Source organism: Arthrobacter sunyaminii (genome assembly GCF_018866305.1).
GTDB lineage: Bacteria > Actinomycetota > Actinomycetes > Actinomycetales > Micrococcaceae > Arthrobacter_B > Arthrobacter_B sunyaminii.
The window spans coordinates 2303623-2316975 of sequence record NZ_CP076456.1 but is presented as its reverse complement, the minus strand read 5'-3'; the positions used below and the strand labels follow the sequence as shown (position 1 = coordinate 2316975).

General features: G+C 63.8%; 13 protein-coding genes. 11 read left to right on the top strand and 2 right to left on the bottom strand.

All coding sequences use genetic code 11. From position 1 onward, the window contains the following. The first annotated feature begins 71 nt into the window (after positions 1–71). The 3 genes from leuA (at position 72) to KG104_RS10330 (ending at position 3446) form a co-directional block, all read left to right on the top strand. Complete coding sequence (gene leuA / locus KG104_RS10340; protein ID WP_104054093.1) at positions 72–1814, top strand: 2-isopropylmalate synthase; 1743 nt, start codon at positions 72–74, stop codon at positions 1812–1814. 82 nt (positions 1815–1896) lie between these two features. Beyond that, entirely contained in the window at positions 1897–2649 is a 753-nt protein-coding gene (recO, locus tag KG104_RS10335; protein WP_104103741.1) for a DNA repair protein RecO, read from the top strand. Positions 2650–2651: 2 nt separating this feature from the next. Then, positions 2652–3446, top strand: coding sequence for an isoprenyl transferase (locus KG104_RS10330; RefSeq protein ID WP_237688578.1), 795 nt, complete (start codon positions 2652–2654; stop codon positions 3444–3446). A gap of 4 nt (positions 3447–3450) precedes the next feature. Here the strand turns inward: KG104_RS10330 and KG104_RS10325 are convergent, their stop codons facing one another. After that, positions 3451–4515, bottom strand: a complete 1065-nt coding sequence (locus tag KG104_RS10325; protein ID WP_207346961.1) for an alpha/beta hydrolase — start codon at positions 4513–4515, stop codon at positions 3451–3453. Between the two features lie 97 nt (positions 4516–4612). On the opposite strand from KG104_RS10325, the gene KG104_RS10320 reads away from it, so the two are divergent. Next, on the top strand, positions 4613–5683 hold the full coding sequence (locus KG104_RS10320; protein WP_104054097.1) for a quinone-dependent dihydroorotate dehydrogenase: 1071 nt from the start codon (positions 4613–4615) through the stop codon (positions 5681–5683). A 106-nt stretch (positions 5684–5789) separates the two neighbouring features. Here KG104_RS10320 and KG104_RS10315 read toward each other — a convergent pair whose 3' ends face one another. Then, positions 5790–6389 (bottom strand): DUF3043 domain-containing protein, encoded by a 600-nt coding sequence (locus KG104_RS10315; protein WP_104054098.1) that lies wholly within the window; start codon positions 6387–6389, stop codon positions 5790–5792. A 98-nt stretch (positions 6390–6487) separates the two neighbouring features. On the opposite strand from KG104_RS10315, the gene KG104_RS10310 reads away from it, so the two are divergent. From KG104_RS10310 to KG104_RS10280, 7 genes are all read left to right on the top strand, one after another. Beyond that, positions 6488–7897, top strand: a complete 1410-nt coding sequence (locus KG104_RS10310; RefSeq protein ID WP_237685168.1) for a dipeptidase — start codon at positions 6488–6490, stop codon at positions 7895–7897. 168 nt (positions 7898–8065) lie between these two features. Next, positions 8066–8461, top strand: coding sequence for a HesB/IscA family protein (locus tag KG104_RS10305; RefSeq protein ID WP_104054099.1), 396 nt, complete (start codon positions 8066–8068; stop codon positions 8459–8461). A gap of 210 nt (positions 8462–8671) precedes the next feature. Continuing rightward, a complete protein-coding gene (gene ctaC / locus KG104_RS10300) occupies positions 8672–9526 on the top strand; it encodes an aa3-type cytochrome oxidase subunit II (RefSeq protein WP_104054100.1) in 855 nt (284 codons plus the stop codon). Between the two features lie 9 nt (positions 9527–9535). Further along, positions 9536–11257 (top strand): aa3-type cytochrome oxidase subunit I, encoded by a 1722-nt coding sequence (ctaD, locus tag KG104_RS10295; RefSeq protein WP_104054101.1) that lies wholly within the window; start codon positions 9536–9538, stop codon positions 11255–11257. Further along, complete coding sequence (locus tag KG104_RS10290) at positions 11254–11655, top strand: cytochrome c oxidase subunit 4 (RefSeq protein ID WP_104054102.1); 402 nt, start codon at positions 11254–11256, stop codon at positions 11653–11655. The genes ctaD and KG104_RS10290 overlap by 4 nt, the downstream gene beginning before the upstream one ends. Before the next feature lie 241 nt (positions 11656–11896). After that, the gene (locus KG104_RS10285; RefSeq protein ID WP_237686922.1) at positions 11897–12670 is read left to right on the top strand and encodes a GntR family transcriptional regulator; all 774 of its coding nucleotides are present in this window, start codon (positions 11897–11899) and stop codon (positions 12668–12670) included. Positions 12671–12777: 107 nt separating this feature from the next. Beyond that, positions 12778–13338 (top strand): hypothetical protein, encoded by a 561-nt coding sequence (locus tag KG104_RS10280; RefSeq protein WP_207346959.1) that lies wholly within the window; start codon positions 12778–12780, stop codon positions 13336–13338. The last annotated feature ends 15 nt before the right edge of the window (positions 13339–13353 follow it).

Genomic DNA, 13353 nt, shown 5'->3' with positions numbered 1-13353 from the left:
GGCCGACCCCTCGCTGCGGAGTTTGTGTTGCCCGGCCGCTCTTCTGAACTCCTAGAAAAGGCCCCACAGACATGCGAAATGCACAGCAGCCCTCGGGAATGCCCGTCTCCAAATACGTTCCGTATCAGGAACAGGTCAGCTTTGAGCTGCCTGACCGCACGTGGCCGGACAAGCTCATTACCAAAGCCCCGCGCTGGTGCGCCGTGGACCTGCGGGACGGCAACCAGGCCCTGATCGACCCGATGAGCCCGGAACGCAAACACAAGATGTTCGACCTCCTGGTGGAAATGGGCTACAAGGAGATTGAGGTGGGCTTTCCGTCCGCTTCCCAGCTGGACTATGACTTTGTTCGCCAGCTGATCGAGGGGGACCGTATCCCCGATGACGTCACCATCCAGGTCCTGACCCAGTCCCGGGAACACCTGATCGAGCGCACCTATGATTCCCTTGAGGGTGCGGACCGGGCGATCGTCCACCTGTACAACTCAACCTCGATCCTGCAGCGCAAAGTGGTGTTCAACACCGATCAGGACGGGATCGTGGACATAGCGCTCACCGGTGCCCGGTTGTGCAAAAAGTATGAAGAGCAGCTGCGCGGCATCGACGTCACTTACGAATACTCGCCCGAGTCCTACACCGGAACCGAACTGGACTTTGCCCTGCGCATCTCCAACGCCGTCGCCGAAGTCCTGGAGGCGTCCCCGGACCGGCAGATGATCCTGAACCTGCCGGCCACCGTGGAAATGGCTACGCCCAACGTGTACGCCGATTCCATCGAGTGGATGCACCGCAACCTGGCGAACCGCGACTCCATCATCCTGTCCCTGCATCCGCACAATGACCGGGGCACAGGGGTGGCGGCCGCCGAACTGGGATATCTGGCCGGCGCCGACCGCATCGAAGGTTGCCTCTTCGGCAACGGAGAGCGCACCGGCAACGTGGATCTGGTGACGCTGGGCATGAACATGTTCAGCCAGGGCATCGACCCTGAGATCGATTTCTCCAACATCGACCACGTGCGCCGCACCGTCGAGTACTGCAACCAGCTGCCCGTCCCCGAGCGTTCCCCCTACGGCGGAGACCTGGTCTTCACCGCCTTCTCCGGTTCACATCAGGACGCCATCAAAAAGGGCTTCGAGGCTATGGAAAAGGATGCTGCCGCCGCGGGCACCACGGTGGACGGCATTCCCTGGGCGGTGCCGTACCTGCCGATCGATCCCAAGGACATTGGCCGCACCTACGAGGCCGTGATCCGGGTGAACAGCCAGTCCGGCAAGGGCGGCGTGGCCTACCTGCTCAAGAACGAGCACAATATGGACCTGCCCCGCCGTGCGCAGATCGAATTTTCGGGCGTGGTCCAGCGCCGCACCGACACCGCCGGCGGCGAGATTACCGGCGCCGAGTTGTGGAAGGTGTTCCAGGATGAGTACCTGCCCTCCACCCCGGAGTCCGACGGCGAACCCTGGGGACACTACGCCCTCTCGTCGGTCAACGCGGACACAGCGGAGGACGGCACCTTCAAGATGACGGCCGTGCTGATGAACGGAGAAGTGCAGCAGAAGCGCACGGCTTCCGGCACCGGCCCGATCGCCGCCCTGCTGGAAATCCTCGGTGAGGACGGCATCGACGTGCGGCTGCTGGATTACACCGAGCATGCCCTGTCCGCCAGCGGCAATGCCGCGGCAGCGGCCTACGTGGAACTGGCTGTGGGGGAGCGGGTGCTCTGGGGCGTCGGCATCGACGCCAACACCACCATGTCTGCGCTCAAGGCAGTAATCTCGGCCGTGAACCGGGCCATCCGCGACCGGGCCTGACACAGAGCGTGCTGCTGCGGCGCGCCGGAGCCGTGGGCCCGGGTGCGCCGCAGCAGCACCAAACCGTGGGAAAATAGGGTTCGTGGCAGGAAAATCATTTGCATCCCGGACATACCGGGACGAGGGTGTCATCCTGCGCACCCACAAACTGGGCGAAGCGGACCGGATCCTGGTGCTGCTCACCCGTGGCCACGGGCAGGTGCGCGCCGTGGCAAAGGGCGTGCGGCGGACCTCAAGCAAGTTCGGTGCCCGGTTGGAACCGTTCATGGTGGCGGACCTGCAGCTGTCTTCCGGGCGGAACCTGGATATCGTGACGCAGGCCACCACGCTGGGCGCCTACGGGCACGGCATCGTCTCTGACTATGCGCGCTACACTGCCGCTGCGGCCATCGCCGAAACTGCCGAGCGGCTGACCGACGTCGACGGCGAGTCCGCCAACGCCCACTATCACCTGGTCATCGGTGCCCTGGCGGCGCTGAACCGCGGAGCCCACGCTCCGGAGCTGATCCTGGACTCCTACCTGCTGCGGGCTCTGGCCACGGCCGGCTGGGCGCCGAGCTTCACCGTCTGCGCCCGCTGTGGTGCCCCTGGCCCGCACACGGCATTCTCCGCTGCCCTGGGCGGCGCCGTCTGCTCAGCCTGCCGTCCGCCCGGATCGGCCTCCCCCTCACCCGACACCATGGTGCTGTTGGCAGCCCTGCTCTCCGGAGACTGGCCAACCGCCGATGCCGCCGGACAGCAGGCGCGGCGCGAATCCGCTGGCCTCGTCGGCGGATACCTTCAATGGCACCTGGAACGGGTCGTCAAATCCCTTCAACATGTGGAGCGTGTCTGAACGTGCGTTCGAAGTCCCAAGCACCGGTGCGTCCCGCACCGCACCCCTCCGGTGCGGTGCCGCCGTCCGTGCCCGCCGATTTGGTGCCCCGGCACGTGGCAATCGTGATGGACGGCAACGGACGCTGGGCCAACCAGCGCGGACTGCCGCGAACGGAAGGACACCGCGCAGGCGAGGCGGCCCTGCTGGATGTGATGGCCGGCGCCGTGGAAATGGGCATCCGGCACGTATCCGTTTACGCCTTCTCCACCGAGAACTGGAAACGGTCCCCGGAAGAGGTCCGCTTCCTCATGGGCTTCAGCCGCGACGTGCTGCGCCGGCAGCGGGACCAGCTCAGCGAATGGGGCGTGCGGATCCGCTGGTCCGGGCGCCGGCCCCGCCTGTGGCAGTCCGTGGTCAAGGAACTGGAAATCGCCGAGGAAGCCACCAAAGACAACACGGTGTGCACCCTGAACATGTGTGTCAACTACGGCGGCCGGGCCGAGATCACCGACGCGGTGTCAGCAATTGCGGCCGACGTGGCGCGCGGGAAACTGCGCCCCGGCTCAATCACGGAAAAGACCATCCAGAAGTATCTGGATGAACCTGATCTGCCGGATGTGGACCTGTTCCTGCGGACCTCCGGCGAGCAGCGGCTGTCCAACTTCATGCTCTGGCAGTCCGCCTACGCGGAAATGGTGTTCATGGACACCCTGTGGCCGGATGTGGACCGCCGCACTCTGTGGGAAGCAGTGGAAATCTACGCCCGGCGGGACCGGCGCTACGGCGGAGCCGTGGATCAGGCCGCTCCGGCCTAGGGCTCTACCGGCGGCGGTCCGGCGGGGACAGGAGCACAAAGCCCCGTGCCCATTGCTCGATCTTCCCGTAGACCCGGCGACGGACCGGCAGGGCTGAGAGCAGTACGTCGTGCAGGGAGTTTTCGAATCTGCAGACGGTGACCTGGGGGCCCAGCAGCAGGCCCCGCTGAACCATGAGGGTTACGTCCAGGACACTGTCCGAGGTTTTCATGGCCTCATTCCAGGAGACGGCCACCGTGGAGGTGGCGGAGGCCAGAAGCAGGATCGGAACCCTGATATCCAGCCCCCGCGCCACCTGGGCATGCCCGTTGAGTACCGCACTGATCCAGCCGGCCCGGATCGGCCAGCTGGAGGGCGGCCTCAGCTGCGGATCCAGGTCCCATTCGCCGTCGCCCTGGCGGCTGATGCTGCGCCAGTAATTGGTGAGCTCGGGAACCTTCAGCCGAGCCTTGGGCCGCAGGCGCGCCAGCGGTTCCAGCAGCCCGGCGGTGGCAGTGCGCACGATCCACGAACCCCGCAGCTCCAACCAGGGGCTGTTCAGGATCAGTGCTTCAATGCGGCCGGGGTTCCGGTGGGCCCAGAGTGAGGCCACCAGTCCGCCGGTGGAGTGGGCCATCAGGCTGATCCGCACCGGCGTGTCTGCTCCCCGGCGGGACCGTATGTGCTCGGTCAGGGCGGCCATTGCCGCCTCAATGTCGGCGTCGTACTCCTGCAGGTCCGTGATGTACCCCTCGGACTGGCCCGGACGAAGACTGCGGCCGTACTTGCGCAAATCCAGTGCGTAGAACGCCACCCCCAGTCCGGCCCAAAAGTCCGCCAGCTCGGTCTGGAAAAAGTAGTCGGTCCACCCGTGGATGTACAGGACGGCCTGCACCGGTTCGGCCGGAACGGGGGCATGCAGCCGGCGCAGGAGTTCCCGTGCCCGGCCGCCGAAGGTGGGCGGAGGCGGCGGCTCAGGCGTATGGGAGACCAGGGTGGCGACGACTGGACCCTCTTCGTCTTCGCCAAGGTCCAGGGTCAGGCATTGGAAGCCGTTCCCGAGGAAGTCCGGTCTCCACTGCGCATCCATCCCTCCATCTTCCTATATCTGCAGGCGGGTGCGTCATCGTCCATCCGGCGCTGACCCGGAATTTGGCACGGGGACCCCGCAGTGGAAGCATGAAATCATGCGCGTTTATCCCGCCTTCTTCCGTGTTGTTTTCTCCGGCATGGATCCTGAAAAGGCCCACAAAATCGGTTTTGACCTCATCAAGGCGGCAGCTCTGACTCCCGCCGGACCGGTAATGCGCCGCTTCATGCGGCCGTCCCCGAAGCTTCGAGTACGGGCTCTGGGACTCGATTTCCCGTCACCCTTCGGTTTGGCCGCAGGTTTCGACAAAGAGGGCTCGGGTATTGTTCCGCTGACCAACATGGGTTTTGGCCACGTGGAAATCGGGACGGTAACCGGCCGCGCGCAGCCGGGCAACCCGAAGCCCCGGCTCTTCCGGCTGGTCGAAGATCGGGCCGTCATCAACCGGATGGGCTTCAACAATGACGGCGCCGCCGCTGTTGCTCCGCGCGTGGCGCGTGCCCGTCGCATGCTGGAGCGGGCCTGGGGCCAAAACCGGCCAATCATCGGCGTCAATATCGGCAAGACCAAAACCGTGGACCTGGCCGATGCGGTGGACGATTACCTGACAAGCACGCGGGAGCTTGCTCCCCAGGCCGATTACCTGGTGGTCAATGTGTCCTCGCCCAATACGCCGGGGCTTCGCCTGCTGCAGAACATTGATTCCCTGCGCCCCCTGCTTTCCGCCGTCTCCGAGACCGCTGACGCCGCCGCCGGCCGGCACGTTCCCCTGCTGGTGAAGATCGCCCCCGACCTCACCGACGAGGATATCGACGACGTTGCCCGGCTGGCCCTGGACCTCGGCCTCGACGGCGTGGTTGCCACCAACACCACCGTCACCCGCGAGAATCTGGTGACGGACCCGCATAAGGTCATGGACTGTGGAGTGGGCGGGCTGAGCGGTGCTCCGCTGCGCCGCCGGTCCCTTGAAGTCCTTCAGCGGCTGCACGCCGCACTCGGTCCCAACGGTCCGGTGATCATCTCCGTGGGCGGAGTCGAAACAGCAGCGGATGTACGGGAACGCCTGGCTGCGGGGGCCACCCTGGTGCAGGGCTACACCGCGTTCCTCTATGAGGGACCGTTCTGGGCAGCCAGGATCAACCGGCAGCTGGCCCGCTCAGGGAAGTAATACACAAAAGGAAGGGCTGCTTCCCGGAGTACCGGGGAAGCAACCCTTCCTTTATGTCGTTGAGTCCTGAGGAGCAGCCAAGCTAGACCGGCTCGCAGAACCTCAATTAAGCGGGCTTTTCGCCGCGCTTGACCTGCGGCTTCGGAAGGCGGAAGCGGCGCAGCTGCAGGGCGCGGGAGACGCCGTACCAGACGTCACCGGAATTGGGGCTGCCGAACTTCTCGGTGAGGCGGCGGCGGATGATCGCCCGCAGGATGAAGCTGTCGAGGATGACGGCCAGGATCAATACCCAGAAGGCCAGCATGACAATGCTCTGCACGGTGAGGTTCTGGATGAAGCTGACCACCACAAAGACAAGGGCGGCGATCATGACAAACTCACCCAGGTTCCAGCGGGAGTCCACCACGTCGCGGATAAACCGGCGCTGGGGTCCCTTGTCACGCAGCGGAAGGTAACGCTCGTCGCCGGTGTCGAGGGCGGCGCGGGTCTTCAGCCGTTCCTCGCGCATCGCTTCACGGCTGGCATTTTTCGCCGCCTTGCGGTCTGTGGGGACCAGCGGGCGCTGGCGCGCTGCAACCTGGTCCCGGCGCTTGGGGGTGGGAACTCCCTTCCCCGCGGCCGTGCGGGCTGAGCTGGTCTGGGCTGCCGCAGCAGCCTGGTCCACAGTTTCCTGCGCGGTGGGCGCTTCATTCTTTCGTCCGAACACCCCTCTAGGATACCTTGACGCCGGCCTTCAGCGGCCGGGTTCGGAACCGGTTCACAGTCCCTATGCTGACCCGGCAGGGGCGCATGTACTGTTTTGTTATGACTTTGATACCAGAAACCCCTTCGCCGTCAGTGGATGTGGATGCTCTGCGCTCCGCCGTGGAAGCTGATTTCCCCCGCACGGTTGAGCAGCTCAAGTCCCTCGTCTCGATCCCCGGCATCGCGTGGGACTCCTTTGACCCGGAACGCCTGAACGAAAGCGCCGAGGCCGTGGCCGCCCTGATCCGCGGGGCAGGACTCACCGATGTGCAGATCCTGCGGGTGGACAATAACGGCAAACCAGGTGGCCCCGCTGTTGTCGCCCGCCGCCCGGCCCGCGACGGGAAGCCGACAGTCCTGCTCTACGCACACCACGACGTCCAGCCTCCCGGGGACCTGTCCCTGTGGGAGACGGAGCCGTTTGTCGCCACCGAGCGCAACGGACGGCTCTACGGGCGCGGGGCCGCCGATGACAAAGCCGGCATCATGGCTCACATTGGTGCCCTCCGCGCGCTGGATACGGTGCTGGGGGAGGACTCCGGCGTCGGCATCACCCTCTTTATCGAGGGTGAGGAAGAAGCAGGTTCTCCCACGTTCCGCGATTTCCTCGAAACCTACCGCGATCTGCTCGAAGCGGACGTCATTGTGGTGGCGGACTCCGGCAACTGGAAAGTGGGCGTCCCGGCGTTGACCACCAGCCTGCGCGGACTGGTGGACGGCACGGTGGAGGTCCAGGTTTTGGACCATGCCGTGCACTCGGGCATGTTCGGCGGGCCGGTGCTGGATGCGCCCACGCTGCTGGCGCGCCTGATCTCCACTTTCCACAACGACGCCGGTGACGTCGCCATTGAGGGCCTTGCGTCCTCCGACACCGCCGCCGTGGAATATGCCGAGGCGGACTTCCGCGAGGATTCCTCGGTGCTCGACGGCGTGCAGCTGGCCGGTACCGGGTCCATCGCGTCCCGGCTGTGGACCAAGCCGGCGCTGTCCATCATCGGCATCGACGTTCCGTCCGTGGACATGTCCTCGAACACCATTCAGCCCAAGGCCCGGGCCAAGTTCAGCCTTCGCCTGGCGCCGGGACAGAATCCGGCGGAGGCCATGACCGCCGTCGAACGCCACGTTCAGTCACACGCGCCGTTCGGAGCGAAGGTCACCTTCATCCCGGGGGAGCAGGGGCAGGCGTTCGCCACAGACACCTCTGCTCCGGCGGCACGCACCGCCCTGTGGGCACTGCGCGAAGCCTGGGGCGGCGTCGAGCCGGTGGAATCGGGCATGGGCGGCTCCATTCCCTTCATTGCCGACCTGACGGAGCTGTTCCCCTCGGCGCAGATCCTGATTACCGGCGTCGAGGACCCGGATTCGCGTGCCCACAGCGCCAACGAGTCACTGGACCTGGGTGATTTCCGTAACGCCGTGCTCGCCGAAGCACTGCTGCTGGCCAGCCTCGGTCAGGCATCGAAGTCCTAGCCTGCTCTTTTGAAAACGCGCCGCGTCCGGGCATGGAAATCTTTTCGTGCCCGGACGCGTTGCGTCTGGGTGTAAGCACCGACGTACCATGGAGAAGGACCTGGCCCGGAGCCTTCGGGGGAGCAACTGCCCTCCCGTGCACGGTCCACGTGAGGAAAGAGAGAAGCAATGAGCACTTCCACCAGCGAAACCGGCACCAGCGTGGATGCGGCAGCCGCTCCCGAAGCAGAGCTGCCCACCCACGAAGTTGCACTCTCCGATGTTGCTGCGGGAAAGGTCCGCAGCCTCCTGGAGCAGGAAGGCCGGACCGACCTGCGGCTTCGCGTGGCCGTTCAGCCCGGCGGCTGCTCCGGCCTGATCTACCAGCTCTACTTTGACGAGCGTGTCCTGGACGGCGACGCTGTCCGCGACTTCGACGGCGTAGAGGTCATCGTGGACAAGATGAGCGTTCCGTACCTGTCCGGCGCCTCGATCGACTTCGAGGACACCATTTCCAAGCAGGGGTTCACCATCGATAACCCCAACGCAGGCGGCTCGTGCGCCTGCGGAGACTCGTTCCACTAAGCTGCGTCCCGTGGCCCCGTTTCACTGACGGGGCCGTGCGGCTGTTGGCCGTAACACACGGTATTTTGCCAAGGACGCGGTGCGGTCTGTCACTGGATGGCCACGCGTGCGGGTAAGCTCTACACGTAGTAGTAAAACTGATCGTGCGCAGCTGGGGGATTCGTCTGTCCGCTGTGCCGCACTTGCACGTAACAAGAGGAAGGGCCGTCTGTGAGTTCGCAGGACCGAACCAGCAGCCGACGCGCCAGGATCTTTAAGATCTCAGCCGTAACGTCGGCCGGCGCGTTGTTTTTATCGGGTTGTTCAGCAGAAGCCCAACGGGGATGGTTGCCCACGGAGCGCGACACTACCAACCACACCGGCCGGATCATGGACCTTTGGGTCAATTCATGGATCGCGGCACTGGCGGTTGGTGTGCTCACCTGGGCGCTGATTCTCTGGTGCATCATTGCCTACCGGCGCAGGAAGAATGAAACCGGCTACCCGCGGCAGCTCAGCTACAACCTGCCCCTGGAGATCTTCTACACGGCCATTCCGCTGTTCATGGTCCTGGTGCTGTTCTACTTCACGGATCAGGACATCCGCGCCATCAGTGAGCGCGTTGATGACCCCGACGTCGTTGTGGACGTCCGTGGAAAGCAATGGTCCTGGGACTTCAACTACGTCACCGAGGACAAATATGACCTCAACGTCCAGGTGAACCTGGACGGCCAGGAGAAGGCAGAGTCGGAAATGCCGACCCTGTACCTGCCGGTTAACCAGACCGTTGAGCTCCAGCTGAACTCCCGCGACGTGCAGCACTCCTTCTGGGTTCCCGCCTTCCTGCAGAAGATGGACCTCTACCCGGGACGGACGAACTACATCAACATCACTCCCGGCATCGAGGGCACTTACGAAGGCAAGTGCGCCGAACTCTGCGGCGAGTACCACTCGGAAATGCTTTTCAACGTCAAGGTAGTTTCGGAAGCCGAATATGACGCGTATGTGGCTAGCCTGCCCGACGGTCAGGTCGGTTCCGAGTACGACCGCGTGTACAACTCAGAATCAAGCGAAGTAAGGAGGTAGGAGGAAGCTGTGACTACTCTCGAATACACTTCGGAAGAAACTCAGGTTGCACCGCGCGTCGTCCCCGTCTCCAAGGGGCGCATTATTGTCAGCTGGATCACTTCCACTGACCACAAGACCATCGGGTACATGTACCTGATCGCATCATTCATTTTCTTCTGTCTCGCAGGCGTGATGGCTCTGGTCATCCGTGCCGAGCTGTTTGAACCCGGCATGCAGATTGTGCAGACCAAGGAACAGTACAACCAGCTGTTCACCATGCACGGCACGGTCATGCTGCTGATGTTCGCCACACCGCTGTTCTCCGGCTTCGCCAACGTCATGATGCCGCTGCAGATCGGGGCTCCCGACGTCGCGTTCCCCCGACTGAATGCCCTGGCTTTCTGGTTCTTCCTCTTCGGCAGCACCATTGCCGTTGCCGGCTTCATCACTCCGCAGGGTGCCGCCTCCTTCGGCTGGTTCGCCTACGCGCCGCTGTCCAACACCACGTTCTCGCCGGGGGTCGGCGGGGATCTATGGGTGTTCGGCCTGGCTCTGTCAGGTTTCGGAACCATCCTGGGTGCGGTCAACTTCATCACCACCATCATCTGCATGCGTGCCCCGGGCATGACCATGTGGCGGATGCCGATCTTCACCTGGAACACGCTGGTTACGGCCATCCTGGTCCTCATGGCGTTCCCGCCCCTGGCAGCAGCACTGTTCGCACTGGGTGCGGACCGGCGGTTCGGAGCACACATCTTTGACCCCGAGCGCGGCGGTGCCATCCTGTGGCAGCACCTGTTCTGGTTCTTCGGCCACCCCGAGGTTTACATCATCGCCCTGCCGTTCTTCGGCATTGTCTCGGAGATCTTCCCGGTCTTCAGCCGCAAGCCGATCTTCGGCTACAAGGGCCTTGTGTACGCAACGATCGCCATCGCTGCCCTGTCCGTCACCGTGTGGGCCCACCACATGTACGTCACCGGCGCCGTCATGCTTCCGTTCTTCGCGTTCATGACCATGTTGATTGCGGTGCCTACGGGCGTGAAGTTCTTCAACTGGATCGGCACGATGTGGCGGGGATCCATCACGTTCGAGACGCCCATGCTCTGGAGCATCGGCTTCCTCATCACGTTCCTCTTCGGTGGCCTGACCGGCATCATCCTGTCCTCGCCGCCGCTGGACTTCCACGTCTCTGACACCTACTTTGTGGTGGCACACTTCCACTACGTGATCTTCGGAACCGTTGTGTTCGCCATGTTCGCCGGCTTCTACTTCTGGTGGCCCAAGTGGACCGGAAAGATGCTCAACGAGCGTCTGGGCAAGATCCACTTCTGGATGCTGTTTGTTGGCTTCCACGCCACGTTCCTGATCCAGCACTGGCTGGGCGTCATCGGCATGCCGCGTCGCTACGCCGATTACCTGGTGGAAGACAACTTCACGCTGATGAACCAGTTCTCCACCTACGGCTCCTTCCTGCTGGGTGCGTCCATGATTCCGTTCTTCTGGAACGTCTACATCACCTGGCGCCACGGCAAGAAGGTTGAAGTTGATGACCCGTGGGGCTTCGGCGGATCGCTCGAGTGGGCCACGTCCTGCCCGCCGCCGCGCCACAACTTCACCTCCCTGCCCCGGATCCGTTCGGAACGTCCCGCACTGGACCTGCACCACCCTGAACTGCAGCAGACCGTGACCGATGATTCGGCCGCCGGCAAGGTTCTGGGCGCTGCTGATCGTAAGGAGAAGGCCAAGTGAAGGTAGAGACCAAGCTCTTCGCCTATATGGCACCGTTCTTCCTCGTGGTGGGCGTTGTCTACGGCTACATGGTCGAGTGGATGGAACCCGTGGGCTACCTGGCCCTGTTCCTGACCGCGGGCATGTCCGCCATGATTGCCTTCTACATCGGCTTCACCGGCAAGCGCGTCGGCCCCCGTCCGGAAGACCGGCTCGACGCCGAGATTCATGAGGGTTCCGGCGAACAGGGTTTCTTCAGCCCCTGGAGCTGGTGGCCGCTGCTGCTCGGCCTTTCCGCCGCAGGCGGTTTCCTGGGCATGGCTGTTGGCTGGTGGGTCCTGTTCATCAGTGCAGGCCTGGCGCTCATCGCGCTGGTCGGCTGGGTGTACGAGTACAGCCGCGGTGCCCACGCCCACTAGGGCTTTGCACCACAACATAACTGCATAGAACTAGGTACAAAGGGTCCGCAGGAAACTGCGGGCCCTTTGTCGTGCGCCCGGGCGGCGGTGCTCGGGGTGCCGGGCGGAGTCCGGTCCGGGACACGGAGGCCCGGGGATCCGGCTATTCTTGGAGGAGCACCAGCACGAAGGGAAGGGACCGCATGCGCGTCAGAACGGACTCCGGGACCGGGCAAAGATGACGGAGCAGGCCCTGCGCGGAATGCAGGAGACTATCGACGCCGGAACAGGCGTGGCCAAGCATCTGCAGCTGCAGAGCATCCTGCGGCGTTTTGTGGAAGAGCAGGCGACGGCGGGTGCAGCGATTCCGTCAGAGCGTTTGCTTGCAGACCACTTTGGTGTGGCCCGGATGACGGTGCGGCAGGCCATCGATGCTCTGGTGGCGGATGAGGTTCTGGAGCGGGTGGTTGGTCTTGGCACCTTTGTTGCCCGCCCCAAGCTGGACCTGCAGGTTAAGCTCACGTCCTACAGCGAGGAGATGGCCCGCCGCGGCATGGTTCCCGACGCGCGTGTCCTCAGCTTCGAGCAGGTGGGCGCATCCCGTCTGGTGGCGCGTGAGCTCCAGATCGATCCGGGCCAGCCGGTTGTCCGCTTCCGCCGGCAACTGCTCGCCGACGGCGAGCCCATGAGTGTTGATGAGAACTTCATCCCGGCTGTCCATGTTCCGGGAATGCTTGACGAGGAGCCGCCCACCTCCCTCTACCGGGTGCTGAGTGAACGCTACGGAATGGTGATGGAGTGGGGAGAGGACACCATCGAAGCGACTGCTGCTTCGGCTTCCACCGCGCGGCTGCTCAATGTTGAGCTCGGCGCGCCCCTGCTGAAGATTCAGCGCCACGCTTACGTGTCCCGGACCATGGTGGACTATTCAGTCTCCTACTACCGCGCTGACCGCTACAAGCTCTGGGTGCCCCTGCAGCGGCCTGGAATGCGTACGCCCCGCTCCTACCATCCGCACCGGCACCAAGGCTCCTGAGGACCCTGTAACCGGGTTCCTGCTCCTGTTCCTACCCTCCGCAACGAGTCGCAGAGGGTGGCGGGCCGGAACCCCAATGACCAACACCAGCCAGAAAGGCTACCTACATGAGCATCACCGTGATGTACCGGCGCGACAACAAGGGGGTTCTGCACTTCCGCGAAGCGATGTATGACGAGGATTCCCAGGAGTTCATGCTCAACCAGGGCAAGGTTGGATTCATGGGATCAGGCAGCGCCACTGCCGGAGTCGACGAAGCCGCTGCCGACGTGAAGTTCGCCGCCTTTGCAGCTAAGTCAGCCGAACTGGGCTATGCGGAAATTCCCGCTGAGGAACAGTTCTGGGTTGTTGCACAATACGCGCTCAAGTCCGCCGAGGGCACGGAACGCGACCGGTACCTCGAGTACAAGGCCCGGACCGCACTGGCGTCCTACTTTTCCTGGCGTGGACTGGGCACGGTGGAGGAGAGCGAGTTCACTGCCGGAAAACTGAACATATTCTGTCTCGTCCCGGACGTGCCCAAGGCGGTCAAGGGCATGCTGGTGGTGCTTCGGGACGCCAATCTGGACTTCACCAAGCTGGGGATCGGTTCCGCCCCGGTTGCCGAGCCGTCTGCGTTCAAGCGCAGGCACCCGCTTCCGGCAAAGAGCCCGTTCACTCTGGACTAACAACTTACGCTGGAT